The sequence below is a fragment of the Azohydromonas caseinilytica genome (assembly GCF_012927045.1).
Lineage (GTDB): Bacteria > Pseudomonadota > Gammaproteobacteria > Burkholderiales > Burkholderiaceae_C > Azohydromonas > Azohydromonas caseinilytica.
Genome location: NZ_JABBFW010000006.1, coordinates 84,158 through 103,749, shown reverse-complemented (window position 1 = coordinate 103,749; position 19,592 = coordinate 84,158). Strand labels below are relative to the sequence as shown.

The window sequence follows — 19,592 nt, the reverse complement described above, 5'->3', positions numbered from 1 at the left end:
ACCCCGCCTGAACCCGCACAAGGAGACATCCCCCATGAGCCAGCTTCCCGGCCTGAACTTCGGCCTCGGCGAGACCATCGAGATGCTGCGCGACACCGTCGCCAACTTCGCCGCCAAGGAGATCGCCCCGCGCGCCGCGGCCATCGACCACGACAACCTCTTCCCCGCCGACCTGTGGAAGAAGCTGGGCGAGCTGGGCCTGCACGGCATGACGGTGAGCGAGGAGTACGGCGGCACCAACATGGGCTACCTCGCCCACATCATCGCGATGGAGGAGGTCTCGCGCGCCTCGGCCTCGGTGGGCCTGAGCTACGGCGCGCACTCCAACCTGTGCGTGAACCAGCTGCACCGCAACGGCAGTGCCGCGCAGAAGGACCGCTACCTGCCCAAGCTGGTCAGCGGCGAGCACGTCGGGGCTCTCGCCATGAGCGAGCCCAACGCCGGCTCCGACGTGGTCAGCATGAAGCTGCGCGCCGAGAAGAAGGGCGACCGCTACGTGCTCAACGGCTCGAAGATGTGGATCACCAACGGCGGTGACGCCGACACCCTCATCGTCTACGCCAAGACCGACCCCGAGGCCGGCCCCAAGGGCATCACCGCCTTCATTCTCGAAAAGGGCTTCAAGGGCCTGTCCTTCGGCAACAAGCTCGACAAGCTGGGCATGCGCGGCTCCAACACCTACCCGGTGTTCTTCGAGGACTGCGAGGTGCCCGAGGAGAACGTGCTGGGCGCCGTGGGCGGCGGCGTGAAGGTGCTGATGAGCGGCCTGGACTACGAGCGCGCCGTGCTCTCCGGCGGCCCGCTGGGCATCATGGCCGCGTGCATGGACGCGGTGATCCCGTACATCCACGACCGCAAGCAGTTCGGCCAGTCCATCGGCGAGTTCCAGCTGATGCAGGGCAAGGTGGCCGACATGTACACCACGCACCAGGCCTGCCGCGCCTACGTCTACGCCGTCGGCAAGGCCTGCGACTCGGCCGACCACGCCCGCTCGCTGCGCAAGGACGCCGCCGGCGCGATCCTGTACTCGGCCGAGAAGGCGACCTGGATGGCCGGCGAGGCGATCCAGACCTTGGGCGGCGTGGGCTACACCAAGGAATTCCCGGTGGAGCGGCTGTGGCGCGACGCCAAGCTCTACGAGATCGGCGCGGGCACCAGCGAGATCCGCCGCATGCTGATCGGCCGCGAGCTGTTTGCGGAGACGCTGTGATGCAGGCGCTGGACAGTCGCATCGATCCGCGCTCGGCGGAGTTCAAGGCCAATGCCGACGCCATGCGCACGCTGGTGGAGGACCTGCGCCAGCAGGCCGCCCAGGCCGCGCAGGGCGGCGGCGAGGCCGCGCGGGCCAAGCACACCGCCCGCGGCAAGCTGCTGCCGCGCGAGCGCGTGGACCAGCTGCTGGACCCGGGCAGCCCCTTCCTGGAGATCGGCCAGCTCGCCGCGCACGGCATGTACAACGGCGACGCACCGAGCGCCGGCCTGATCGCCGGCATCGGCCGCGTGCAGGGCGTGGAGTGCATGGTCGTGGCCAACGACGCCACGGTGAAGGGCGGCACCTACTACCCGATGACGGTGAAGAAGCACCTGCGGGCCCAGGAGATCGCGCAGGCCAACCGGCTGCCGTGCATCTACCTGGTGGACTCGGGCGGCGCCTTCCTGCCCAAGCAGGACGAGGTGTTCCCGGACCGCGACCACTTCGGCCGCATCTTCTACAACCAGGCCAACATGTCGGCGCAGGGCATCGCCCAGATCGCGGTGGTGATGGGCTCGTGCACGGCCGGCGGCGCGTACGTGCCGGCCATGAGCGACGAGACCGTGATCGTGCGTAACCAGGGCACGATCTTCCTGGGCGGCCCGCCGCTGGTGAAGGCCGCCACCGGCGAGGTGGTCAGCGCCGAGGACCTGGGCGGCGGCGACGTGCATACGCGCATCTCCGGCGTGGCGGACCACCTGGCCGAGAACGACAGCCACGCCCTGTACCTGGCGCGGCGCATCGTGGACCGGCTCAACCACCGCAAGCCCGCCACCGTGGCGCTGCAGTCCAGCGAGCCGCCGCGCTACGACCCGGAGGAGCTGTACGGGATCATCCCGCGCGACACGCGCAAGCCCTACGACGTGCGCGAGGTCATCGCCCGCGTGGTGGACGGCTCGCGCTTCGACGAGTTCAAGGCCCGCTACGGCAGCACGCTGGTCACCGGCTTTGCGGCGCTGCACGGCATGCCGGTGGGCATCGTCGCCAACAACGGCATCCTGTTCGGCGAGTCGGCGCAGAAGGGGGCGCACTTCATCGAGCTGTGCGCGCAGCGCGGCATCCCGCTGCTGTTCCTGCAGAACATCACCGGCTTCATGGTCGGGCGCAAGTACGAGAACGGCGGCATCGCCAAGGACGGCGCCAAGATGGTCACGGCCGTGGCCACGGCGCAGGTGCCCAAGATCACCGCGATCATCGGCGGCTCCTTCGGCGCCGGGAACTACGGCATGTGCGGCCGGGCCTACTCGCCGCGCTTCCTGTGGATGTGGCCCAACTCGCGCATCAGCGTCATGGGCGGTGAGCAGGCCGCGTCGGTGCTCGCCACCGTGCGCCGCGACGGCATCGAAGCCAAGGGCGGCAGCTGGAGCGCCGAAGAGGAGGAGGCCTTCAAGGCCCCGGTGCGCCAGCAGTACGAGGACCAGGGCCATCCGTACTACGCCACGGCGCGGCTGTGGGATGACGGCGTGATCGACCCGGCGCAGACGCGCCGCGTGCTGGCGCTGTCGCTGTCCGCCGCGCTCAATGCGCCCATCGAGCCGACGCGCTTCGGCGTCTTCCGCATGTGAGGCCGGTATGAGCACGCAACCCTTGAAGATCGAACGCGCCGGCGGCGTCGCCCGCGTGGTGATGAGCCGGCCCGAGGTGCACAACGCCTTCGACGAGGCGCTGATCGCCTCTCTCACGCAGGCGTTCCGCGAGCTGGACGCGGACGAGTCCGTGCGCGTGATCGTGCTGGCGGGCGAAGGCAAGAGTTTTTCCGCCGGCGCCGACCTGAACTGGATGCAGCGCCAGAGCGCAGCGCCGCTGGAAGCGAACCTGGAGGACGCGCGCAAGCTCGCCGAGCTGTTCCGCACCATCGCCGCCTGCGCCAAGCCGACCATCGCGCGCGTGCACGGCGCGGCGCTGGGCGGCGGCATGGGGCTGGCCTCGGCCTGCGACATCTGCGTCGCTTCCTCCGCGGCGGCGTTCGCCACCTCGGAAGTGAAGTTCGGGATCATTCCCTCGGCCATCAGCCCTTACGTCATCCGCGCCATCGGCCAGCGCCAGGCCACGCGCTACTTCCAGACCGCGGAGCGCATCACTGCGCAGCGCGCCTGGGAGCTGGGCCTGGTGCACGAGCTGGCCGAGGCCGAGGGGCTGGACGCGGCGGTGGACAAGGTGGTGGAGGCGCTGCTGGCCGGCGGCCCGCGCGCCCAGACGGCGGCCAAGGAGCTGATCCGCGCCGTGGCCGACCGGCCCATCGACGCCGACGTGATCGAGGACACCGCGCGGCGCATCGCCACGCTGCGGGCCACGCCCGAAGCGAAGGAGGGTTTATCCGCCTTCCTGGAGAAGCGGCCGGCGGCGTGGGTGGGAGGACGTTGAGATGTTCAAGAAGATCCTGATCGCCAACCGTGGCGAGATTGCGTGCCGCGTCATCAAGACGGCGCGGCGCATGGGCATCGCCACGGTGGCCGTGTATTCCGAGGCGGACGCCAATGCCCGCCATGTGCGGCTGGCCGACGAGGCCGTGCTGATCGGCCCGGCCGCGGCGCGCGAGTCCTACCTGGTGGCCGAGCGCATCCTGGAGGCCGCGCGCGCCACCGGCGCCGAGGCGGTGCACCCGGGCTACGGCTTCCTGTCCGAGAACGAGGACTTCGCCGAGGCCTGCGAGGCTGCCGGCATTGCCTTCATCGGCCCGCCCGCGTCCGCCATCCGCGCCATGGGCAGCAAGTCCGCCGCCAAGGCGCTGATGCAGCAGGCCGGCGTGCCGCTCACCCCCGGCTACCACGGCGACAACCAGGAGCCCGCCTTCCTGGCCGCGCAGGCCGAAGCCATCGGCTACCCGGTGCTGATCAAGGCCAGCGCCGGCGGCGGCGGCAAGGGCATGCGCCGCGTGGACCGCGCCGCCGACTTCGAGGCCGCGCTCACCTCGTGCCAGCGCGAGGCCACCAACGCCTTCGGCGACGACCACGTGCTGGTCGAGAAGTACGTGCTGCAGCCGCGGCACATCGAGATCCAGGTCTTCGGCGACAAGCACGGCAACTGCGTCTACCTCTTCGAGCGCGACTGCTCGGTGCAGCGCCGCCACCAGAAGGTGCTGGAGGAGGCGCCCGCGCCGGGCATGACGCCGGAGCGCCGCGCCGCCATGGGCCAGGCCGCGGTGGACGCCGCCAAGGCCGTGGGCTACGTGGGCGCCGGCACGGTGGAGTTCATCGCCAACCAGGACGGCTCGTTCTACTTCATGGAGATGAACACCCGGCTGCAGGTCGAGCACCCGGTCACCGAGATGATCACGGGGCTGGACCTGGTGGAGTGGCAGCTGCGCGTCGCCTCGGGCGAGCCGCTGCCGCTGTCGCAGGAGCAGCTGTCCATCGACGGGCACGCGCTGGAAGCGCGCATCTACGCCGAGGACCCGGACCGCGGCTTCCTGCCCTCCACGGGCCGGCTGGTGCACCTGGTGCCGCCGCCGGAGAGCGACCACGTGCGCGTGGACACCGGCGTGGAGCAGGGCGACGAGATCACGCCGCACTACGACCCGATGATCGCCAAGCTGATCGTCTGGGGGGCGGATAGGCGCCAGGCCCTCTCGCGCATGCGCCAGGCCTTGGCCCAATACCGCGTGGTGGGCGTGCAGAACAACGTCGAGTTCCTGGCGCGGCTGGTGGCGCTGCCCTCGTTTGCCGAGGCGCGGCTGGATACCGGGCTGATCGAGCGCGAGCAAGGGCTGTTGTTCCCGCCGGTGCAGGCCGTGCCGGAGGAGGTGTGGCTGATCGCCGCGCTGGCCGAGCTGCTGCGCGAGCAGCGCCTGGCCGACAAGGCCGCGCAGCGCAGCGCCGAGCCCGACTCGCCCTGGACCGCGCTGGACGGCTGGCGCCTCAACGGCCGCGCGCGGCGCAAGCTGCAGCTGCGCCTGGGCGAGCAGCAGCAGTCCATCGGCGTGGAGGTGCTGCCGCGGCAGGCCTGGCGCCTGGCGCTGGAGGGTGGACCGGCCGTGGAGGCGCGGGCCACGCCCGGCGCCGACGGCGCGCTGCTGGTGCAGCTGGGCGAGCGCCGGCTGCACGCGGCGGTGGTGGCCGCGGGCGAGCGCCGCCATGTCTTCCTGGACGGGCGCAGCTGGCCGCTGAGCCTGGTGGACAGCCTGCACGTGGGCGGCGGCGGCGACGAGGCCGAGGGCGGCCTGCGCGCGCCCATGCCCGGCAAGGTCATCGCCTGGCTGGCGCAGCCGGGCGCGGCGGTGGAGAAGGGCGCGCCGCTGCTGGTGCTGGAGGCCATGAAGATGGAGCACACCATCACCGCGCCGCGTGCCGGCGTGGTGAAAGCCTTCCGCTTCTCGCCGGGTGAGCAGGTCAGTGATGGTGCTGAGCTGGTCGAGTTTGGAGAGCAGTCATGAGCCGCAGCGTGCGCATCGTCGAGGTCGGGCCGCGCGACGGCCTGCAGAACGAGAAGCAGCCCGTCTCCACCGACGTGAAGCTGGAGCTGATCGGGCGGCTGGCCGATGCCGGCCTGCGCGACATCGAGGCCACCGCCTTCGTCTCACCGAAGTGGGTGCCGCAGATGGCGGACCACGCCGACCTGATGCAGCGCCTGCAGCGCCGCGAGGGCGTCAATTACCCGGTGCTGGCGCCGAACCTGAAGGGCTTCGAGGCCGCGGTGGCGGCCGGGGCCAAGGAAGTGGCGGTGTTCGCGGCGGCCTCCGAAAGCTTCTCGCAGAAGAACATCAACTGCTCGATCGCCGAATCCCTGGCGCGTTTCGAGCCGGTGATGGCAGCCGCGCGCGCGGCGGGCGTGAAGGTGCGCGGCTACGTCTCCTGCGTGGTGGCCTGTCCCTACGAGGGCCCGGTCGCCCCGGTGCGGGTGGCGGAGGTGGCGGCGCGGCTGCACGGCATGGGCTGCTACGAGGTGTCGCTGGGCGACACCATCGGCACCGGCACGCCGGCCACGGTGCTGGCAATGCTGGAGGCCGTGGCGGACCGGGTGCCGCTGGAGCGGCTGGCCGGCCATTTCCACGACACGTGGGGCATGGCGGTGGCCAACGTGTACGCGGCCTACGACTTCGGGCTGAGCGTGTTCGACGCCTCCGTCAGCGGCCTGGGCGGCTGCCCCTACGCCAAGGGCGCCTCGGGCAACGTCGCCACCGAGGACATCGTCTACCTGCTGCAGGGCCTGGGGGCGGACACGGGGGTGGACCTGGGCAAGCTCACCGAATGCTCGGCCTGGATCAGCTCGGTGCTGGGGCGCGAGCCGGGGTCGAAGGTGACGCGGGCGATGCGGGCGGCTTGCGCCTGAGGCCGGGCCGTTGCTGGAGCCCGCGGCAGCCGGAAGGCGGGCCGCGGGCTTTTTCATTGAAGGTTCAATGCATCGGCGCCCGCCCGATGCGCCCCCAGCGCGCGCCATGCATCAGCGCATGGAACTGCTCCTGCGTCAGGCGCAGCAGCGACTCGTGGTCGCCGCATTCCAGGTAGACGAGCTCGCGCTGCTCCAGCTCATCGTCCACCACGGTTTCCATGCCCCAGGCCATGCCCACGGGCGGCACGGCGCCGGGCTCGCAGCCGTCGAGCAGTTCGCCCAGGCGGGGCTCCTTCACCAGCCGCAGCTCCTGACGGCCCAGCAGCTCGGCCACCTCGTGCGGCATCACGCTCTTGTCGGCGGGCAGCACCGCGATCACGCACCCGTGCTGGTCTTCCAGCATCACCGCCTTGGCCAACTGGCTGGGCGGCACGTGCGCGCTGCGGGCGGTCTCGGCGCTGCTGCGGCTGTGGGGATGCATGCACAGCTCATAGCGGGTGCCGTGCTGCTGCAGGTAGTTCGATAGACGCGAAGGAATGGACATGTGAGCCTCCTTGGTCGATGCGAAAGCGGCCCCGCGCGGCGGGGCGCAGGCTGAGTGTGCGCCGCGCAGCGCGGACCGGCGGCTTGGCCCCGATGGCGTCGCAGTGGCACACGGGTGCAGGTCCTGGAGGGCTGCCAACGCCTGGGCAGACCTTGCCGGCGTGAATCGGCAGCTCTCGTGCATTCACGCTTGAGACCAGGACGCTGGGCTTGTAACGCGCGGGCCATGAATATGTTTGAAAACAATTCCTGGAGAGCGCGGAATTGATCTGGCGCAATGAGCATTCCAACTGCTGCGGAACGCTGAATGAACCTGCCATGGAGGTTTCATCATGAGAAATTCGCGCCCTGTCCGAAATGCTCTGAGGATTATCGGTCTCGTGGCAGTATCTTGTTCGGCGCATGCACAACCGCTAGGCAACTCTACGCCCGCTGCCCCATCTTTCCCTGATTTGATGGCTCCTGAAAAGTCCTTTGCTGCACCGTCTCTCCGGAATTGCCCCTGCAGCCAGCAGAACGCAAATATCCTGGCCAAGCGGGGAGAAAACGCCACGCTGGCGCTCGAAAGCCTGTACCGGCAGATCGAAGAATTCAGCCATCCCACGACCCGGAGCTTGCTGTGGACAAAACAGCGCAATCTTGAGAGCGACGAGTTGATCCAGGAGTCCATTGATGCTGGCCGGGACCCCGCGCCTCCAGACGGAACCGGGCCTGCAACGGCGGCACCGGCGGTTCCGAATTCGTTGGGGTTCACGAATGGAGGCGATTGCAAAATCACGATTTCCGTGTCCTCCCCCTGCCTGGCCGAGATATTGAGGCTGCACGAGGAAGTCCATCGGCGTGCCTGCAAGAAATTCTTTGACAGCAATTATAACTTTACTGTTATTGATTATCGAGCGAAAATGCGCATGGTGGATTATTTGAATGAGCACGTCGAGGCTTATAGCGCGGAGATCAGGGCCATTGGTGAACAGGCCAGGTATTGGGTGGCGACCAGATGCACCTTTTGATACCACGGTCGTCTGAGTTTTCCCGCGTGTGCCAGCTCGCTTCGAGGTTCGAGCGTGTTCGCAGTGGTTGGAGCAATTTCCGGCAGATGGGCAGATGCTCCTTCACTGAGAAGATGGCGTCTGCCCCAGCCGCTGCGCCGCCTCCACCGCGCCCATCTTCAGCGCCGCTTCCCATGCCGTCATGCCGGCTGCGTCCCGCGCCGCCGGGTCGGCGCCGCGCGCCAGCAGCAGTTCCAGGATGTCCAGCCGGTTGAACATCGCCGCCACCATCAGCGGCGTGCGCCCGTCCGGTCCGGTGCCATCGACACGCGCGCCATGGTCGAGCAGCAGCCGTGCCATGCGCAGGTCGCCCTTGAAGGCGGCGCCGGCCAGCGGGGTCTGGCCGCGGTCGTTGGCCAGCTCGGGATCAGCGCCATGGCGCAGCAGCGCCTCGGCGGTGTCGAAGTGGCCGTGGTAGGCGGCCAGCATCAGCAGGCTGTCGCCCTTGTGGTCGCGCAGGTTCGGCGGCAGGCCTTTATCGAGCAGCGGCGCCAGCCGCGCCGCCTCGCCGCGGCGCACGGCGTCCAGCACCGCGTGCAGGAAGTCCAGGGTTTCGGGGTCCATGGGCGGCTTGGGGGCGACGGCGTCGTGCATGAGGGCTCCTGAATCTGAATCCGGGTCGGCCGGGCGAGGGCCGCAGCCTCAGCAGGCCGCATGCCGGCGTTTCAAGAGCCCGCCGCCTCGATGGCGCGCAGCCGCTGCCGCGCCTCGCGCAGCTCCAGCTCGATGGCGGCCCGCGCCGTGAAGATGCGGTAGACCGACTCCAGCAGCAGCTCCTCCCCGCGCGGCTCGCGGTCCAGGAAGGCCAGGTGGCCCAGCACCCGGCCGTCCTGCGCCACGATCGGCAGGCCCAGGTAAGCCTCGTAGCCGGATTCCACCGGATACAGGCGTTGCACGTCGCTGCGCAGGAAGCAGGTGCGCCCGCCGCCCACGACCTGCTCGCAGGGCGTGCCGGGCAGGCCGTACTCGATGTTGTCCTGCCAGCGCTGCCCGGCCCAGAAGGCCAGGGTGCGCACGCGCGTGGGCGGCTGGTCGGCACACTCGGTGATGAAGGCGCAGTCCACCTCCAGCGCCCGCGCGAAGTGGCGCACCAGCGCCTTGAAGAAGGCCTCGCCGAAGGCATCGGCGGTGCCGCGCGCCACGGCATCGAGGATGGTCTCGACGCGCTTGAGCGGCGTGACGTCGGTGTCCAGGCCGACCATGCGGTAGGGCGTGCCGCTGGCATGGCGCAGCGCCACGCCGCGCGACAGCACCCAGCGCAGGCTGCCGTCCTTGTGCAGCAGGCGCAGCTCGCACTGGAAGCGCGCCTGCGCGTCGGCCAGGTGCCGCTGCAGCGCCTGCTCCAGCGCGGGCAGGTCCTGCGGGTGGATGCGCTCGCGCCACTGCGCGCGCGCCTCGCCCAGCTCATGCTCGGCGAAGCCCAGCATGCTTTTCCAGCGCGGCGACAGCCGCATGCGGTCGGCGGCGATGTCCCATTCCCACAGCCCGTCCTGGCTGCCGCGCAGCGCCAGCTCGTAGCGCTGCTCCCCCGCGCGCACCGCCGCCATCGCCTCGCCGCGCTGGGCCTGCGCCACTTCCAGCGCCTGCTGCAGCGCGCCCACGCGCTGCGCCTGCTCGACCAGGCGCATCTGCAGCATCTGCTCGTGCCGGCGCGCCCGGCGCAGCAGCAAGGCGGCCAGCAGCAGCGCGCACCCCAGCGCCGGCGCCAGCGCGGCGGGGCCCGGCTGCAGCGCCAGCCCGCCCAGCGTTGCGGCCAGGACCAGCAGCAGGCCCAGCACCCAGAAGTGCCGGCTCGGGGTGTGAGCGTTCATGGCGCGGCGAGTGTGTCGCCCGCACCCTCGGGCCGGAGGCCGCTTTGTGTCGCGTTGTGTCCCTGCTCGTTGTGCAGCGCCGCAGTGCCCGCCGGCCGGGTTTCGGCCAGCGGCAGGTCGAAGCTGAAGGTGGTGCCCTGGCCCGGCGTGCTGCGCACCACGAGCTGCCCGCCGTGCAACTGCACCATCAGCCGCGCGATGGCCAGGCCCAGCCCGGCGTGGTGCCGCGCGCCGGTGCGGTCGGCGCGGTAGAAGCGGTCGAACACCTTGTCCAACTCGTCGGCCGGGATGCCCACGCCGGTGTCGCTCACGGCCACGCTGGCGCGCCCCTGCGCCAGGCCCAGCGCCAGCGTCACGCAGCCTCCTTCGGGCGTGTGGCGCAGGGCGTTCTCCACCAGGTTCTCCAGCACGCGCTCGACCATGCCGATGTCGGCCTCCACCAGCGGCATGGCGGCGCCGCAGGCGGCGTGCAGCGTGAGCCGGCGCTGCGCGGCGTCCAGCGCGAACTTCTGCGCCACGTCCTGCACCAGCTCGGCCAGCGGAAAGCGCTCGCGCTGCGGCTGCACGTCCTCGGCTTCCAGCTTGGTGAGCTGGAACAGGTCGTTGACCAGCCGGCCCAGCCGCTCGCTGTGCTTGGCCGCGACTTCGAGGTAGTTGCGCTCCTCGGCCTCGGACAGCTCGCCGCGGCGCAGCAGCAGGATCTCCAGGTAGCCCTGCATCGAGGCCAGCGGCGTGCGCAGGTCGTGCGAGACGTTGGCCAGCAGGTCGCGCCGCCGCGTCGCCAACCGCTCCAGCTCCGCCAGCTGCGTGGCGATGCGCCCCGTCATGCCCTCCACATGCGCCGCCAGCCGTTCGATCTCGTCGCCGCGCGGGTCGGCCTCGGCCAGCCGCAGCGGGGTTTTGAAATCGCCATGCTGGTAGGCGTCCACCGCCTCGGTCAGGCGCTTGAGCCGGCGCGTGAACAGGTTGAACACGCACAGCGCCGCCAGCAGCGAGAACACCACGCTGCCGATCATCACGTCGGTGGACAGCTCCAGAAGCCGCGCCGGCTCGAACATGGCCTGCGTCGCCACCACCAGCAGCCCGCCCACGGCCAGGAAGGCGGCGGCCAGCAATGCGGCCAGCTTCACCGACAGGCTGTTGCTCACGGGCGCGCGGGCGTGCCCGTCCGCCTGGTGCAGGGCCGTGCTCATGGCTGCGCCGCGAAGCGGTAGCCCACGCCCCACACGGTCTGGATGTGCGAGGGCTGCGCCGGGTCGCGCTCGATCTTGTTGCGCAGCCGGTTGATGTGCGAGTTGACGGTGTGCTCGTAGCCGCTGTGGGTGTAGCCCCAGACCTGGTCCAGCAGCTGCGCGCGCGTGAACACGCGCCCCGGCGCGCGCGCGAAGTGCACCAGCAGCTCGAACTCCTTGGCGGTGAGGTCCACCGGCTTGCCGCCCACCTGCACCTCGTGGCGGTCCAGGTCGATGCGTAGCTCGCCGGCCTCGATCAGCGCCGCCGCCGGCGCGGCGGCGGCCTCGAAATGCTCCTGCCGGCGCAGGATCGCCTTCACCCGCGCCGCCAGCTCCAGCATCGAGAACGGCTTCACCAGGTAGTCATCGGCGCCGAGCTCCAGGCCCAGCACGCGGTCCAGCTCGGAGGACTTGGCGGTGAGCATGAGGATGGGCAGGTAGGCCTCGCCGCGGCTGCGCAGGCGCTTGCAGATCTGCAGCCCGTCCAGGCGCGGCAGCATCAGGTCCAGGATCAGCAGGTCCCAGCGCCCGCCCTCGGCCTCGGCCAGGCCCTGCACGCCGTCGGCCACCAGCCGGTGCTCGAAGCCCAGCTCGGCCAGCTGCAGCGTCACGAGGCGGCCGATGTCCGGGTCGTCCTCGATCACCAGCACGCGGCGGGTGTTCATGGCGGGTCTCCTCGATCCAGGGCGCGAAAGTTTTCCAAGGCCAAGTGCCGCGCCAGCACCGTGGCGAGATCGAAACCGGCATCCGCCTCCAGCGCCCGCGCGCAGGCTTCGGTCAGCGGCTCGCCGTCCTCCAGCGCCCGCAGCCAGCGGTATTCGCCGGCGTCGAGCCGCTGAAACTCGACCTCCAGCGCCCGCTGCGCCACCAGCAGCCGCACGCCACCGTGCAGGTCAATGCTTTCCATCACCACCGCGCCGCCCTGGTGCGCCTGCCACAGGTCCAGCACCGGCCAACCCGAGGCCAGCAGCCGCGCGCAGGGCTGCAGTTGCAGCCGCAACGCGGCTTGGGCTTCGGCCGGCAGCGCGGCGAGCTGCGCGAGCGTGAGCGCCGGCACGGGCGCCTCGTGATAGACGGCATGAGCCGCCCATTCCAGCGCCGCCACGTCCGGCAGGTAGGGCAGGCCGGCCGCCGGCCCGAAGCCACGAAGGAAGTCCGGCAGCTCGGCGCCGAAGTCGTGCAGGTTGCCCGAGCGCGAGGGGAACCGCGGGATGAAACGCCGCGCCATGGCCCTGAAGAAATCCTCGCCCACCAGCTCCTGTACCACCGGGTACACGGCGGCCAGGGCCGCCGTGAGGCTTTCGAACAGGTTGTTGCGGTAGAGCTGCAGCCGCCGCGCCGCGTCCAGCCCCGGCGTGGGCCGCAGCAGCGCCGTGGCGGCGCCGGCATCGCCGCGCTGCAGCAGCGCGTCCATCACTTGGCGTTGCAGCTCATGCAGGGCAGGCATCGGTAGCCTCCATCAGCGCGGCGGCCCGGGCGGCCTCGTCCAGCAGCGTGGAAAGCGGCGGGATGTCCGCGTCCCACTCGATGAGCGTGGGGCGCGGGCCCAGGCGGCGCAGCGCCTCCCGGTACAGCGCCCACACCGCCTCGCTGACGTGGCGGCTGTGGGTGTCGATCAGGATCTCGGAACCATCGTCGAAGCGGCGGTGCGTGAAGCCGGCGAGGTGGATTTCCTGCACCGCGCTCGCCGGCAAAGCATCCAGGTACTCGATGGGATCGAAGCCATGGTTGCGCGCGCCCACGTACAGGTTGTTCACGTCCAGCAGCAGGCCGCAGCCGCTGCGGCGCGCCACTTCGGCGACGAAATCCCATTCCGGCATCTCGTCGGCGTCGAAGCGCAGGTAGCTGGAGAGGTTTTCCAGCAGCAGCTGCCGGCCCAGCGCGTCCTGCACCTGCTGCACGCGCGCCACCACGTGGGCCAGCGCCTCGCGGGTGTGCGGCAGCGGCAGCAGGTCGTTGGCGTAGACGCCGTCCACGCCGCTCCAGCTCAGGTGCTCGGACACCAGCGCCGGCTGCAGCTCGTCGATCAGCTCGCGCAGGCGGCGCAGGTGGTCGCGGCGCAGCGGGTCGGCGGAGCCGATGGACAGGGCCACGCCGTGCAGGCTCAGCGCGCAGTGCTCGCGCGCGCGGCGCAGCCAGTGCAGGGGCGGGCCGCCGCGGCCGAAGTAGTTCTCGCTGTGCACCTCCACGAAGCCCGGCAGGGATTGCACTTGCGGCAGCGCCGCATGGTGCTCGGCGCGCAGGCCGATGCCGGTGCAGCGGGGCGGCAGCGATGGACTGACGGCGTGCATGGCGCGCTCCTCGGCCCTGGCGGCAGGGCGTGCGGAAAGTCTAGGCGGCACTGTCCGCGGCGCCGCCGCCGTGATCGAAATGTGATCTTTGGCGCCCGTCGGGCGGTGTGACCAAAACGTGATCAACGCGGGACGGCGCGGTGACGGCCGGCGCCGAAATTTGTCTGCGGGCGGCTCGAACAGGGCCGGTCCATGGAACCCCTTCGATGGAGCACGCAGCAATGAACCGCACGATCTCTCCCTGGCGCAGCGCCGCCTTCGCCGCCGTCGCCACGCTGGCCGCCGGTGTGGCCCTGGCCGGCGAATGCCCGGCCGACAAGCGCGTCCCGGACGGCCGCGGCCAGGCCATGGGCCCGACCATGCCGCAGGGCGTCACCGACGTGGTGCGCGCCATGACGGACCTGTCGCGCGAGCCGCTGGCGCTGCAGGGCCGGCAGTTCCGGCTGCGCCAGCTCGACATCCAGCCCGGCGGCATCGTCCCGTGGCACAGCCACGACCACCGCCCGGCCATGATCTACACCGTCTCGGGCGAGGTCACCGAGTACGCCAGCAGCTGCGCCGTGCCCATCGTGCACCGCGCCGGCGACGTCGCGGCCGAGCGCAACGGCACCTCGCACTGGTGGAAGAACACCGGCGCCACGCCGGCGGTGCTGATCTCGGTGGACCTGTTCCCCGTGGACAAGCCCCAGCAACCCCACGACATGTGACCCGCAGCCGCGGCGCGGGCCGTGACGTCCGCGCCGGGGAAGGAAGCGTCCCTTCACGGAGACCGCCATGAACATCCGCCATCCCGCCCGGAACCTCTCGCTGGCGCTCGCCTCGGCGCTGGCCACCGACCTCGAAGGCGTGGACGACAGCCTGTCGGCCGGGGAGGGCGCCTCGGCGCCGCGCCGGCCGCAGGAGGACGAGTGCAACGTCGTCCTGTTCGGCCAGTTCTGGCCCGCGGCGCTGCTGGGCGTGCAGGCCCAGGTGCGCATGGTGGAGGCGGACACGGTGGTGGTCTGCGGCCCCGCGGGCGACGCCTGTGTCTACGCCGCGGGCCGGCTGCTGTACCGGGTGGCGCATCCGAACCGGCGCTTCTTCCTGGACCTGTCCGCGCAGGCCATGGCCCAGCCCGCGGCGCAGGCCGCCTACGACGGCCGCGACACGCCCGACCTGGAGGCGGTGGACTACGAGCTCGAAGGCGCGCTGGCGCGCCTGTGCGGCGCGGCGCAGCACCTGGCCTCGGAAGAGGCGCTGAGCGCGGCGCGCGTGCTGCGCGAGTACGTGCAGCGCTTCGAGGCGCTGGCGGCGGCCTGAGCCGGCGCCGTGACCAAAACGTGAACTTCACGAAACGGCCGCGTGAACCCTGGCAACCAGACTGGATTCACGGCGCGATCGAGGTTGCAGCCGCAACCGGGACGCCCTGGCCCCCGACCCCTCACTTCCTCACTTCATTCCAAGGAGCACGACATGAGCACCCCATCCAAGACCCTCGTTGCCGCCTCGATTGCCACGCTGGTGGCGCTGGGCGGGTCGCTGGGCAGCGGCCCGGCGCTGGCGGCCAAGGGCGACATGGAGAAATGCGCCGGCATCGTCAAGGCCGGCAAGAACGACTGCGGCACCAGCAAGAGCGCCTGCGCCGGCACCGCCGCCATGGACCGCGACTCTGAAGCCTGGATCTACGTGCCCAAGGGCACCTGCGAGCGCATCGCCGGCGGCATGGTCACCGACAAGCCGGAGAACGTGCACGGCGGCGCGGCGGCGCTGATGAAGGACGGCAAGAAGGCGGGGTGAGGCGCCTCAGCCGCGAAGCGCAAAGCCCGCCGGCCTCTTCCTGCAGCCGCGAAGCGCATACGCCGCCAGCTTCCCCTCGCCCGCTTCGCGGGCGAGGGGAAGGCGGCGCAGCGGCTTCGATCACCGGAGCTGCGTCCTCGTGCCGCCCTTGTTGCGCCATCTCAGGAGCATTCAACATGCATTACGTCAACAACCCTCTCAACCTTCCTGCCGCGCCCCCGGCCGTGCGCGGGGCAGTGGACCTGGGCCGGCGCCTGGTGCGCGGCCTGGACCTGCTCTCGCCGCTGGTGGACCTGGGGCTGCGCCTGTTCGTCGCGGCCGTGTTCTTCCAGTCCGGCCTGACCAAGCTCGCCAGCTGGGACTCGACCTTGGCGCTGTTCGAGAACGAGTACGCCGTGCCGCTGCTGCCGCCGGAGCTGGCGGCGCTGCTGGGCACGGGCGTGGAGCTGTTCTTCCCGGTGCTGCTGGTGCTGGGCCTGGGCACGCGCCTGGCGGCCTTCGTGCTCTTCGTCTTCAACGTCGTGGCCGTCATCTCCTACCCGGACCTCGGCGCCGTGGGCCTGAAGGATCACCAGACCTGGGGCCTGCTGCTGCTGGTGACGCTCACGCACGGCCCGGGCGCGCTGTCGCTGGACCGGCTCATCGGCCGCCGCGTGCGGCCATGACACACCCTTGCGAGGACACCACCATGCTGCTTGCCCACAAGAGCGCCATCGTCACCGGCTCCACCAGCGGCATCGGGCTGGGCATCGCCCGCGCCTTCGCCGCGCAGGGCGCCGACGTGATGCTCAACGGCCTGGGCCAGGCCGACGAGATCGAGTTCACCCGCGCCGAGCTGCAGCGCGAGTACGGCGTCAAGGTGCGCTTTCATGGCGCCGACATGCGCCGCCCGGACCAGATCCGCGACATGGCCGCGCTGGCCGCCACCGCCTTCGGCCAAGTGGACATCGTGGTCAACAACGCCGGCATCCAGCATGTGGCGCCGGTGGAGGCGTTCCCGCAGGAGCGCTGGGACGCCGTGCTGGCCATCAACCTCACGGCCGCCTTCGTGCTGGTCCAGGCCGTGGTGCCGGGCATGAAGGCGCGGCGCTTCGGCCGCATCCTCAATGTCGCCTCGGCGCACGGGCTCACGGCCTCGCCCTTCAAGTCGGCCTACGTGGCGGCCAAGCATGGCCTGGTGGGGCTGACGCGCTGCGTGGCGGTGGAGCTGGCGGAGTTCGGCATCACCGCCAACACGCTGTGCCCGGGCTACGTGAAGACGCCGCTGGTGGAGCGGCAGATCGCCGACCAGGCCAGGGCGCATGGCATCGCGCCCGAGGCCGTGGTGCGCGACGTGATGCTGGTGCACCAGGCGCGCAAGGAGTTCGTGCGCGTGGAGGAGCTGGCCGCGCTGGCGGTGTTCCTGGCCTCCGACGCCGCCTCCTCCATGACCGCCACCGCCATCCCCATGGACGGCGGCTGGACCCAGCACTGAGCGACGCGAGGGCATCCATCGGTTTCCGTCAGCCACACACCTCCTGCCGGCCGGGCCCGAAGATGGACCCGGCCTGAACGGAGTCACGCGGAGCGGAAAGCCATGAAGCCCAGGACACCACGCAGCGAACCACGCAGCGATCGAGGAGAAGTCATGGACATGCGCGTGCAACCCGGCCGCCGGCGCGCGGCCCTGCGGCCCGAAGTGAAGACGGTCAACCTGGCCCTGCAGGGCGGGGGCGCGCATGGCGCCTTCGCCTGGGGCGTGCTGGACCGGCTGATCGAGGACGGCCGTATCCGCTTCGAAGGCATCAGCGCCACCAGCGCCGGCGCCATGAACGCCGCGGTGCTGGCCCATGGCTGGACCGTGGGCGGCCCCGACGGCGCGCGCGAGGCGCTGGCAGCCTTCTGGCGCGCGGTGAGCGAGGCCGGCCAGCAGTGGAACCCGTACCGGGCACTGCCCTGGGCCGGCTGGTTCCAGCAGCACCTGCTGGAGCAATCGCCGGCCCACCTGTGGATGGAGTTCCTGACGCGGGTGTTCTCGCCGTACCAGCTCAATCCGCTGAACCTCAACCCGCTGCGCCAGGTGCTGGAGGCGCATGTGGACTTCGAGCGGCTGCGGCGCGAGTCGGCGGTGAAGCTGTTCCTGTGCGCCACCAACGTGCAGACCTGCAAGGTGCGCATCTTCAGCTGCGCCGACGTCAACGCCGACGCGGTGTTGGCCTCGGCCTGCCTGCCCTTCCTGTTCCAGTCGGTGATGATCGACGGCGAGCCCTACTGGGATGGCGGCTACATGGGCAACCCGGCCATCTACCCGCTGATCTACGACTGCAATGCGCGCGACGTGCTGATCGTGCACCTCAACCCGATCGTGCGCCGCGGCGTGCCGCGCAGCGCCGGCGAGATCCTGAACCGGCTCAACGAGGTCAGCTTCAACTCCTCGCTGATGCGCGAGATGCGCGCCATCGCCTTCGTCACCGCGCTGATCGAGCGCGGCAAGCTCTCCGGCGACGAGTTCAAGCACATGCTCATCCACTCCCTCCGCGCCGACGACGTAATGAGCGGCTACAGCGCCGCCAGCAAGCTCAATTGCGACTGGGGTTTTCTCACCGAGCTGCGCGACGCGGGCCGCGCGCACGCGGGGCGCTGGCTGGAGCAGCACTTCGACGCGCTGGGGGTGAGGTCGAGCGTGGACATCCGGGGGGAGTTCTTGTGAGGCGAGGGCGGGCCGGGGGCTGAGCGAGGGCGTCACGGGTTCGGCACCAATCACTGTCCGCAGAACGCAGCGGCTTCGCGGTGGCCCGGAGGCGGAGCTGTTCCGCCTTCTACTTCGTCATTCCCGCCGGCGCGGGAATGACGAAGTGGGGCGCTCAACACACCAGCTCACGGCCAACGTCCAGCAACTTTCCCGGACAGCACTTCGCATGCGTGGGACGGCGAAGTGGTGAGCGAGACGTCCCACTCACGGCCAGCAGCTCGCGGCCTTCCGCTCCGGAGCATCGAGATTCAAGGAGCCCTCCATGGAACCCTCACTCACCCCCTTCGCCCTGGCGACCGTCCTAGGCGCCGTCGCCCTCATGGGCTTTGCCATTCAGCGCGGCGGCACCTGCACCGTCGCGGCCGTGGAGGAAATCCTGCGCCAGCGCAGCACCCGGCGGCTGCGCGCCATGGGCGAGGCTGCTCTCTGGGTGGCCGGCGGGCTGGCGCTGGCGCAGGCGCTGGGCTGGACCCGCGCCATGCCGGCGCCGCAGCCGCCGGGCCTGCACACCGTGCTGGGCGCGGTGCTGCTGGGGCTGGGCGCGTGGATCAACGGCGCCTGCGTCTTCGGCGCCATCGCGCGCCTGGGCTCGGGGCAGTGGGCGCAGGCCGCCGTGCCGGCCGGGTTCTTTCTGGGCTGCCTGGGCATCCAGGTGCTGGGCGCGGCACCGGCCGTCCAGCCGTCGGCCCAGTCCGGCGGCTTGCCCCAGGCGCCGCTGGCTGCGGCCTTCGTGCTGTTCGCCGCCTGGCGCCTGGTGCGCGGCCTGCGCGGTGGCGGGGGGCGCTCGCTCGCGGCGCGGGTGTGGGCACCGCATGCGGCCACCGCCGTGATCGGCCTCACGTTCCTGCTGAGCTGGCTCATGGCCGGCGCCTGGGCCTACACGGACCTGCTGGCCGCGCTGGCGCGGCGCATGGCGGCGCAGCCGGCGCTGCCGCTGGCGCTGCTGGCCGCGCTGCTGGGCGGGGCGCTGCTGGGCGGCTGGACGGCCGGGCGGCTCAGGAGCGAATGGCCCACGCCGGCGCAGTGGGCGCGCAGCCTGGTCGGCGGCGCGCTCATGGCCGCGGGCAGCCTGCTGATCCCGGGCTCCAACGACGCCCTGGTGCTGGTCGGGCTGCCGCTGTTTCACCCGCACGCCTGGCTGGCCTTCACGGTGATGTGCCTCTCCATCGCCGCCGCGATGCGCTTGGCGGCCGGGCTGCGCGCGCCGGCGGCACGCAGGGGATGGCAATGAGCGCGGACATTCACTCCGCGGCGGGCCTGCCACCCGGCCACGACGGTGCGGACGACGAGGCGGCGGTGCCGCCGCTGCGCATCGCCCCGGGCCGGGCCACGGCGCTGGGCAACGCGCTGGTGCTCGGCGGCGCGCTGATCGCGGCCGCGGCGGCGGTGCAGCGCTACACCCATGTGCTCAGCGCGCCCGGTGCCCAGTTCGCCCTGGAGCGCGAGCGCTGCCACGGCGTCGTGCGCGCCGGGCGCAACGACTGCGGCACCAGCCGCCACGCCTGCGCCGGCCAGGCCCGTGAGGACCGCGGCGCCGAGGAGTGGATCAGCCTGCCCGCGGGCACCTGCGAGCGCATCGCCGGCGGGGGCGCGTGATGGGCGCGTCGTCCTAGCGCTCCTGGCTGCTGCTCAATGCCTG

Annotated in this window: 21 protein-coding genes; 14 read left to right on the top strand and 7 right to left on the bottom strand. The window is 71.1% G+C overall.

The window, feature by feature from the left end:
* Positions 1 to 34 precede the first annotated feature (34 nt).
* The 5 genes from HHL10_RS10675 to HHL10_RS10655 are packed head-to-tail and all read left to right on the top strand — an operon-like array spanning position 35 to position 6,520.
* Positions 35 to 1,210, top strand: a complete 1,176-nt coding sequence (locus HHL10_RS10675; protein ID WP_169160352.1) for an isovaleryl-CoA dehydrogenase — start codon at positions 35 to 37, stop codon at positions 1,208 to 1,210.
* Entirely contained in the window at positions 1,210 to 2,817 is a 1,608-nt protein-coding gene (locus HHL10_RS10670) for a carboxyl transferase domain-containing protein (protein WP_169160351.1), read from the top strand. Before HHL10_RS10675 ends, HHL10_RS10670 begins: the two co-directional genes overlap by 1 nt.
* Before the next feature lie 7 nt (positions 2,818 to 2,824).
* On the top strand, positions 2,825 to 3,616 hold the full coding sequence (locus HHL10_RS10665; protein WP_169160350.1) for an enoyl-CoA hydratase/isomerase family protein: 792 nt from the start codon (positions 2,825 to 2,827) through the stop codon (positions 3,614 to 3,616).
* 1 nt (position 3,617) lies between these two features.
* Complete coding sequence (locus HHL10_RS10660; protein WP_169160349.1) at positions 3,618 to 5,624, top strand: acetyl/propionyl/methylcrotonyl-CoA carboxylase subunit alpha; 2,007 nt, start codon at positions 3,618 to 3,620, stop codon at positions 5,622 to 5,624.
* A complete protein-coding gene (locus HHL10_RS10655; protein WP_169160348.1) occupies positions 5,621 to 6,520 on the top strand; it encodes a hydroxymethylglutaryl-CoA lyase in 900 nt (299 codons plus the stop codon). Before HHL10_RS10660 ends, HHL10_RS10655 begins: the two co-directional genes overlap by 4 nt.
* A 64-nt stretch (positions 6,521 to 6,584) precedes the next feature.
* Here the strand turns inward: HHL10_RS10655 and HHL10_RS10650 are convergent, their stop codons facing one another.
* A complete protein-coding gene (locus tag HHL10_RS10650; RefSeq protein WP_169160347.1) occupies positions 6,585 to 7,064 on the bottom strand; it encodes an aminoacyl-tRNA deacylase in 480 nt (159 codons plus the stop codon).
* Between the two features lie 331 nt (positions 7,065 to 7,395).
* Between HHL10_RS10650 and HHL10_RS10645 the strand changes: the two genes are divergently transcribed.
* Positions 7,396 to 8,073: a hypothetical protein gene (locus HHL10_RS10645; protein WP_169160346.1), complete on the top strand. Its 678-nt coding sequence runs from the start codon at positions 7,396 to 7,398 to the stop codon at positions 8,071 to 8,073.
* Between the two features lie 102 nt (positions 8,074 to 8,175).
* Here the strand turns inward: HHL10_RS10645 and HHL10_RS10640 are convergent, their stop codons facing one another.
* From HHL10_RS10640 to bufB, 6 genes are all read right to left on the bottom strand, one after another.
* Complete coding sequence (locus HHL10_RS10640; protein WP_169160345.1) at positions 8,176 to 8,706, bottom strand: ankyrin repeat domain-containing protein; 531 nt, start codon at positions 8,704 to 8,706, stop codon at positions 8,176 to 8,178.
* 71 nt (positions 8,707 to 8,777) lie between these two features.
* Positions 8,778 to 9,923 carry a PAS domain-containing protein gene (locus HHL10_RS10635; RefSeq protein WP_169160344.1) on the bottom strand — a complete coding sequence of 382 codons (1,146 nt, stop codon included), beginning with the start codon at positions 9,921 to 9,923 and terminating at the stop codon, positions 8,778 to 8,780.
* Entirely contained in the window at positions 9,920 to 11,116 is a 1,197-nt protein-coding gene (locus tag HHL10_RS10630) for a sensor histidine kinase (RefSeq protein ID WP_205832993.1), read from the bottom strand. The genes HHL10_RS10635 and HHL10_RS10630 overlap by 4 nt, the downstream gene beginning before the upstream one ends.
* The gene (locus HHL10_RS10625; protein WP_169160343.1) at positions 11,113 to 11,820 is read right to left on the bottom strand and encodes a winged helix-turn-helix domain-containing protein; all 708 of its coding nucleotides are present in this window, start codon (positions 11,818 to 11,820) and stop codon (positions 11,113 to 11,115) included. Before HHL10_RS10625 ends, HHL10_RS10630 begins: the two co-directional genes overlap by 4 nt.
* Positions 11,817 to 12,602 carry an HvfC/BufC N-terminal domain-containing protein gene (locus HHL10_RS10620; RefSeq protein ID WP_169160342.1) on the bottom strand — a complete coding sequence of 262 codons (786 nt, stop codon included), beginning with the start codon at positions 12,600 to 12,602 and terminating at the stop codon, positions 11,817 to 11,819. Before HHL10_RS10620 ends, HHL10_RS10625 begins: the two co-directional genes overlap by 4 nt.
* On the bottom strand, positions 12,586 to 13,446 hold the full coding sequence (bufB, locus tag HHL10_RS10615) for an MNIO family bufferin maturase (protein ID WP_169160341.1): 861 nt from the start codon (positions 13,444 to 13,446) through the stop codon (positions 12,586 to 12,588). The genes HHL10_RS10620 and bufB overlap by 17 nt, the downstream gene beginning before the upstream one ends.
* Positions 13,447 to 13,667: 221 nt before the next feature.
* Between bufB and HHL10_RS10610 the strand changes: the two genes are divergently transcribed.
* From HHL10_RS10610 to HHL10_RS10575, 8 genes are all read left to right on the top strand, one after another.
* The gene (locus HHL10_RS10610) at positions 13,668 to 14,153 is read left to right on the top strand and encodes a cupin domain-containing protein (protein WP_235971298.1); all 486 of its coding nucleotides are present in this window, start codon (positions 13,668 to 13,670) and stop codon (positions 14,151 to 14,153) included.
* Between the two features lie 67 nt (positions 14,154 to 14,220).
* A complete protein-coding gene (locus HHL10_RS10605) occupies positions 14,221 to 14,745 on the top strand; it encodes a hypothetical protein (RefSeq protein ID WP_169160339.1) in 525 nt (174 codons plus the stop codon).
* A 153-nt stretch (positions 14,746 to 14,898) separates the two neighbouring features.
* Positions 14,899 to 15,222 (top strand): BufA1 family periplasmic bufferin-type metallophore, encoded by a 324-nt coding sequence (locus tag HHL10_RS10600; RefSeq protein WP_169160338.1) that lies wholly within the window; start codon positions 14,899 to 14,901, stop codon positions 15,220 to 15,222.
* Between the two features lie 176 nt (positions 15,223 to 15,398).
* Positions 15,399 to 15,887, top strand: coding sequence for a DoxX family protein (locus tag HHL10_RS10595; protein ID WP_169160337.1), 489 nt, complete (start codon positions 15,399 to 15,401; stop codon positions 15,885 to 15,887).
* 26 nt (positions 15,888 to 15,913) lie between these two features.
* Positions 15,914 to 16,696: a 3-hydroxybutyrate dehydrogenase gene (locus HHL10_RS10590; protein WP_310734578.1), complete on the top strand. Its 783-nt coding sequence runs from the start codon at positions 15,914 to 15,916 to the stop codon at positions 16,694 to 16,696.
* A gap of 159 nt (positions 16,697 to 16,855) precedes the next feature.
* Entirely contained in the window at positions 16,856 to 17,911 is a 1,056-nt protein-coding gene (locus HHL10_RS10585) for a patatin-like phospholipase family protein (protein ID WP_169160530.1), read from the top strand.
* Between the two features lie 304 nt (positions 17,912 to 18,215).
* Complete coding sequence (locus HHL10_RS10580) at positions 18,216 to 19,184, top strand: YeeE/YedE thiosulfate transporter family protein (RefSeq protein ID WP_169160335.1); 969 nt, start codon at positions 18,216 to 18,218, stop codon at positions 19,182 to 19,184.
* The gene (locus HHL10_RS10575) at positions 19,181 to 19,549 is read left to right on the top strand and encodes a BufA1 family periplasmic bufferin-type metallophore (RefSeq protein ID WP_169160334.1); all 369 of its coding nucleotides are present in this window, start codon (positions 19,181 to 19,183) and stop codon (positions 19,547 to 19,549) included. Before HHL10_RS10580 ends, HHL10_RS10575 begins: the two co-directional genes overlap by 4 nt.
* Positions 19,550 to 19,592 lie beyond the last annotated feature (43 nt).

Bases quoted from the DNA above. Each gene is read 5' to 3' on its own strand.
- HHL10_RS10675 (WP_169160352.1), top strand. From the start codon at position 35: ATGAGCCAGCTTCCCGGCCTGAACTTCGGCCTCGGCGAGACCATCGAG.
- HHL10_RS10670 (WP_169160351.1), top strand. From the start codon at position 1,210: ATGCAGGCGCTGGACAGTCGCATCGATCCGCGCTCGGCGGAGTTCAAG.
- HHL10_RS10665 (WP_169160350.1), top strand. From the start codon at position 2,825: ATGAGCACGCAACCCTTGAAGATCGAACGCGCCGGCGGCGTCGCCCGC.
- HHL10_RS10660 (WP_169160349.1), top strand. From the start codon at position 3,618: ATGTTCAAGAAGATCCTGATCGCCAACCGTGGCGAGATTGCGTGCCGC.
- HHL10_RS10655 (WP_169160348.1), top strand. From the start codon at position 5,621: ATGAGCCGCAGCGTGCGCATCGTCGAGGTCGGGCCGCGCGACGGCCTG.
- HHL10_RS10650 (WP_169160347.1), bottom strand. From the start codon at position 7,064: ATGTCCATTCCTTCGCGTCTATCGAACTACCTGCAGCAGCACGGCACC.
- HHL10_RS10645 (WP_169160346.1), top strand. From the start codon at position 7,396: ATGAGAAATTCGCGCCCTGTCCGAAATGCTCTGAGGATTATCGGTCTC.
- HHL10_RS10640 (WP_169160345.1), bottom strand. From the start codon at position 8,706: ATGCACGACGCCGTCGCCCCCAAGCCGCCCATGGACCCCGAAACCCTG.
- HHL10_RS10635 (WP_169160344.1), bottom strand. From the start codon at position 9,923: ATGAACGCTCACACCCCGAGCCGGCACTTCTGGGTGCTGGGCCTGCTG.
- HHL10_RS10630 (WP_205832993.1), bottom strand. From the start codon at position 11,116: ATGAGCACGGCCCTGCACCAGGCGGACGGGCACGCCCGCGCGCCCGTG.
- HHL10_RS10625 (WP_169160343.1), bottom strand. From the start codon at position 11,820: ATGAACACCCGCCGCGTGCTGGTGATCGAGGACGACCCGGACATCGGC.
- HHL10_RS10620 (WP_169160342.1), bottom strand. From the start codon at position 12,602: ATGCCTGCCCTGCATGAGCTGCAACGCCAAGTGATGGACGCGCTGCTG.
- bufB (WP_169160341.1), bottom strand. From the start codon at position 13,446: ATGCACGCCGTCAGTCCATCGCTGCCGCCCCGCTGCACCGGCATCGGC.
- HHL10_RS10610 (WP_235971298.1), top strand. From the start codon at position 13,668: ATGAACCGCACGATCTCTCCCTGGCGCAGCGCCGCCTTCGCCGCCGTC.
- HHL10_RS10605 (WP_169160339.1), top strand. From the start codon at position 14,221: ATGAACATCCGCCATCCCGCCCGGAACCTCTCGCTGGCGCTCGCCTCG.
- HHL10_RS10600 (WP_169160338.1), top strand. From the start codon at position 14,899: ATGAGCACCCCATCCAAGACCCTCGTTGCCGCCTCGATTGCCACGCTG.
- HHL10_RS10595 (WP_169160337.1), top strand. From the start codon at position 15,399: ATGCATTACGTCAACAACCCTCTCAACCTTCCTGCCGCGCCCCCGGCC.
- HHL10_RS10585 (WP_169160530.1), top strand. From the start codon at position 16,856: ATGCGCGTGCAACCCGGCCGCCGGCGCGCGGCCCTGCGGCCCGAAGTG.
- HHL10_RS10580 (WP_169160335.1), top strand. From the start codon at position 18,216: ATGGAACCCTCACTCACCCCCTTCGCCCTGGCGACCGTCCTAGGCGCC.
- HHL10_RS10575 (WP_169160334.1), top strand. From the start codon at position 19,181: ATGAGCGCGGACATTCACTCCGCGGCGGGCCTGCCACCCGGCCACGAC.